This is a genomic window from Pseudomonas sp. BAV 4579 (assembly GCF_009765395.1).
GTDB lineage: Bacteria > Pseudomonadota > Gammaproteobacteria > Pseudomonadales > Pseudomonadaceae > Chryseomonas > Chryseomonas aestiva.
In genome coordinates this window covers 1-3,967 of sequence record NZ_WHOV01000191.1, presented here as the reverse complement: position 1 = coordinate 3,967, position 3,967 = coordinate 1, and the positions used below count along the sequence as shown (strand labels likewise).

The 3,967-nt window shown below is 65.9% G+C and carries 4 protein-coding genes; 1 reads left to right on the top strand and 3 read right to left on the bottom strand.

Annotated elements, in window-relative coordinates:
• Positions 1-296: 296 nt before the first annotated feature.
• Together cls and GSQ95_RS24600 are read right to left on the bottom strand one after the other, a co-directional pair.
• Complete coding sequence (gene cls / locus GSQ95_RS24605; RefSeq protein ID WP_158896769.1) at positions 297-1,736, bottom strand: cardiolipin synthase; 1,440 nt, start codon at positions 1,734-1,736, stop codon at positions 297-299.
• Between the two features lie 28 nt (positions 1,737-1,764).
• On the bottom strand, positions 1,765-2,895 hold the full coding sequence (locus tag GSQ95_RS24600) for a class I SAM-dependent methyltransferase (RefSeq protein WP_158896770.1): 1,131 nt from the start codon (positions 2,893-2,895) through the stop codon (positions 1,765-1,767).
• A gap of 72 nt (positions 2,896-2,967) precedes the next feature.
• On the opposite strand from GSQ95_RS24600, the gene GSQ95_RS24595 reads away from it, so the two are divergent.
• On the top strand, positions 2,968-3,744 hold the full coding sequence (locus GSQ95_RS24595; RefSeq protein WP_158896771.1) for a ferredoxin--NADP reductase: 777 nt from the start codon (positions 2,968-2,970) through the stop codon (positions 3,742-3,744).
• Here the strand turns inward: GSQ95_RS24595 and GSQ95_RS26325 are convergent.
• Positions 3,735-3,967 (bottom strand): hypothetical protein (locus GSQ95_RS26325; protein ID WP_218580228.1); only part of this gene is annotated, 233 nt, incomplete at its 5' end. The two genes, GSQ95_RS24595 and GSQ95_RS26325, sit on opposite strands and share 10 nt — an antisense overlap.

The following is a 3,967-nucleotide window of genomic DNA, read 5'->3' as shown; positions in this document are numbered from 1 at the left end:
GGATGAAGTGGCTCGGCAGTTAAACGAGCGCCCCAGAAAGACCCTAGGGTTCTCGACTCCCGCCGAGTGTTTTAACCACGCTGTTGCGTCGACCGGTTGAATCCACAGTCGATAACAGCCCTTCAAGCTTTTCCCTCGCCATTAAAGGCCATCTCTAAACTGTTCACCGAAAATTCCGCAGACAGTCGCAGCTATTTTGAAGATCTGGAGCCGCCGATTGAGCCCTTCGCTGGCGAGGAGTCGCCTTTGTTTCGGAAACCGGCACCTTGTGCTGCCTGTGGCCTTGTAACGGATGCTCAGAGTACCGGCGAAAACACCCGCGCCACCCGCATGGCCACCCGCCGCCAGCGGCGCAGGGCGACATTGTCCTCGGGGGTCAGCTCGCGCGAGCGACTGAAGTCCTGCTCCAGCATCTTGCGCACCTCCCAGGCGAAGGCGACGTCCATCACCATCACCATGACCTCGAAGTTGAGGCGGAAGGAGCGGTTGTCCAGGTTAGCGCTGCCCACCGCAGCCACGTCCTCGTCGATCAGCACTACCTTCTGGTGCAGGAAGCCCGGTCCGTAGCGGAACACCCGCACCCCGGCATGCACCGCTTCGAAGGCATAGAGATAAGAGGCGGCATAGACCACCTTGTGGTCCGGTCGCGAGGGCAGCAGGATGCGCACGTCGACCCCGCGCAGAGCAGCCAGGCGCAGGGCGGCCGAAACGGCTTCGTCAGGAATGAAATAGGGCGTGGTGATCCAGACCCGGTGGCGCGCCGAGTGGATGGCCTCGACAAAGAATAGCGAGCAGGTCTCCTGGTCGTCCGCCGGCCCGCTGGGCACCACCTGGCAGAGCACGCCGCCCTCTTCGTAGCGCTCCGGCAGCAGCAGGGTGGGCAGCTTTCTGGTCACCCAGTACCAATCCTGGGCGAAGGTCTCCTGCAGGGTGGCCAAGGCCGGGCCGCGCAATTCCAGGTGGGTATCGCGCCAGGGCGCCAGGGGCGGCTTGAGGCCCATGTATTCGTCGCCGACGTTGAGCCCGCCGGTGAAGCCCACCTCGCCATCGACGATGACGATCTTGCGGTGGTTGCGGAAGTTGACCTGGAACCTGTTGATCAGCCCGCGTCTATTACTGAAGCCCTTCACCTCGCAACCGGCCTCGCGCAGCTTTTCCACATAGGCGCGCGGCAGGGCATGGCTGCCGATGGCGTCGTACAGCAGAAAGACCTGGACCCCGGCGCGGGCCCGGTCGAGCAGGGTGTTCTGCAGGGCCAGGCCGAGAGCGTCGTCGTGGATGATGAAGAACTGCACCAGCACCACCTTCTGCGCCCCGCGGATGGCCGTGAGGATAGCGGCGAAAGTTTCCTCGCCGTTGATCAGCAGGCGCACCTGGTTGTTGGCGACGCAGGGGGTACCGGTGAGGGCGGTCATGGCCCTGAGCTTGCGATTGGCCGCGCTGCACTGCTGGGCGGCCATGGCCTCGGCGATCCAGGGCCGCCAGTCCAGTTCGGCGGCCTGGCGCGCCATCTCCTCGTCCGCCTGGCGCCGCGCCTTCACATAGCTGTCGAAGCGCCGCCGGCCAAAGACCAGATAGGGGATCAGGCTGAGGAAGGGCATGAACACCAGCGCCATGGCCCAGGCCATGGCGCCCTGGGCGGTACGCACCGTGATGATGGCGTGGATCGCCGCACTGATGCCGATCAGTTCGAGGACCAGGGCGATGTAGTGGAGATCGAGGGGCAGGGAAGGCACGCGGGCAGCTCTCGCTCCGGGGTGGATGTCAGAGAGGTTGGACCGCCCTGAGCACCACGAATTTCGGGGTGGCCGCGATCTGTTCGACGCGCCTGAACAACCGCTTGAGCTTGGCGTGGTAACCCAGGTGGCGATTGCCCACCAGCCAGAGTTCGCCCTGCTCGGTCAGCGCCGCTCGCGCCTGCTGGAACATGCGCCAGGCGAGGAAGTCACCCACCACCTGCTGCTGGTGGAACGGCGGGTTGCAGAGAATCAGGTCCAGCGACCGCGGCGGCTGGTCGGCCAGGCCGTCGGCCGCGCGGATCGCCACCGGTCGCTCGCCGAAGGCCGCGGTCCAGTTCTCCCGCGCCGACTGCACCGCCATGTAGGACTCGTCCACCAGGGTGAAACGCGCCTCGGGGTTGGCCAGGGCACAGGCCAGGGCCAGCACGCCGTTGCCGCAACCGAGATCGGCCACCCGAGCCTGGCCTATGTCCTGAGGCAGGTGCGGGAGGAAGGCGCGGGTGCCGATGTCCAGGCCTTCGCGGCAGAAGACGTTGGCATGGTTGACCAGGGTCAGCGGCGGTGCATCCAGGTGATAACCCGTCGGGTAGGGCGAGGCCACCGCCGGTCGCGCCTCGGGCATGGCGGTCAGCAGCCGCGCCTTCTTCACCGCCAGCGACGCCTGCACCGGGCCGATATGGCGCTCCAGCAGGTCGCCGGCGGCGCGGGGCAGGTGCTTGAGCATGCCGGCGGCGATCACCCGCGCACCGGGCGCCAGCTGGCCGTGCAGGCGGATCAGTTGTTCCTCCAGTAAGGCCAGGGTCTTGGGCACCCGTATCAGCACCAGATCGAAGGAACCGCTGGTCGCCTCGCTGGCCGGAACGAAGGTTACCGCTTCGGCGGCAAGGCCGTTGCGCGCCAGGTTGGCCGCCAGCGCCAGGGCCGCCAGGTGCGAGTCGCCACTGGAGGTCACCCGGGCATGGCCGGCGAGACTGGTGGCCAGGGCGCCGAAGCCATCGTTGAGCACCAGCACCCGGGCGGCGGGGTCCAGGCCGCGCTCGGCGACCTGCTGCAGCAGGTACTCGTCGGCGGCGTCGAAGGCCTGCAGGGGATCGTCGCGGCGCGGTGGCTGGCGGTCGAGTTCGAGGGTGGCGAAGGGCGAGACGAGAGAAGGCATGGTTTCTGTCGGTGTTTATCGGCGGCTCACTGCGGGACAATGGCGCCAGGCAATCGGGAAAAAGAGGCCAGTATGACCGCCACCGAAGACAAGTTCACCCGCGAGACGATCACCGCCGCCTGGCCCTGGAGCGATAACCTCTTCAGCCTGAGGACCACGCGCGACCCGCGCTATCGCTTTCGCGCCGGCCAGTTCGCCCGGCTGGGCGTGCGCAAGGCCGATGGCGACATCGTCTGGCGGGCCTACTCCATGGTCTCGGCACCCCACGACGACTTCCTCGAATTCTTTTCCATCGTGGTGCCGGGTGGCGCCTTCACCAGCGAGTTGAGCCGCCTGCGCGAGGGCGACGAACTGCTGGTGGAAAAGCAGCCCTACGGCTATCTCACCCTGGAACGCTTCGGCGGCGGTCGCGACCTCTGGCTGCTGGCCACCGGCACGGGCCTCGCGCCCTTCCTGTCGATGCTGCAGGAACCCGATACCTGGGAGCGCTTCGAGCGCATCGTGCTGGTCTACAGCGTGCGCGAAGCCCGTGATCTGGCCTACCAGGCCGTCATCCGCGGTTACGGCGAGGTGGAACACCTCGAAGGCCTCACCGAGCGCCTGGTCTATGTCCCCGTGGTCACCCGCGAGGAGCATCCCGGCGCCCTGCGTGGCCGCATCACCACCCTGATCGAGAACGGCGAGCTGGAACGTGCCGCTGGCGTCGAACTCTCGCCCGAGCACTCGCGCATCCTCATCTGCGGCAATCCGGAGATGGTCGACGACACCCGCCAGCTGCTCAAGACCCGCGATCTGCAACTGGCCCTGAGTCGCCGACCCGGCCAGGTAGCGGTGGAGAACTACTGGTAGATAGGGTGCGGTGTTCCAGAAGTCACTGCACGATTTTGACGGCGCTTTTTGCGCGGACCTCCAAAACACCACACCCGGCGCACCGACGTCTTTACGTTTTCTTCACAATTGGAAAAGGTTGGGCCTTTAGTTTTTAGCTCGCCTTGCTCTAGGATCGGAATTTCTAAGGCTACCTTTCGAGTTCCGATGAGCAGTGACAGATCCGAGCCGCCCCCGGCCCCTG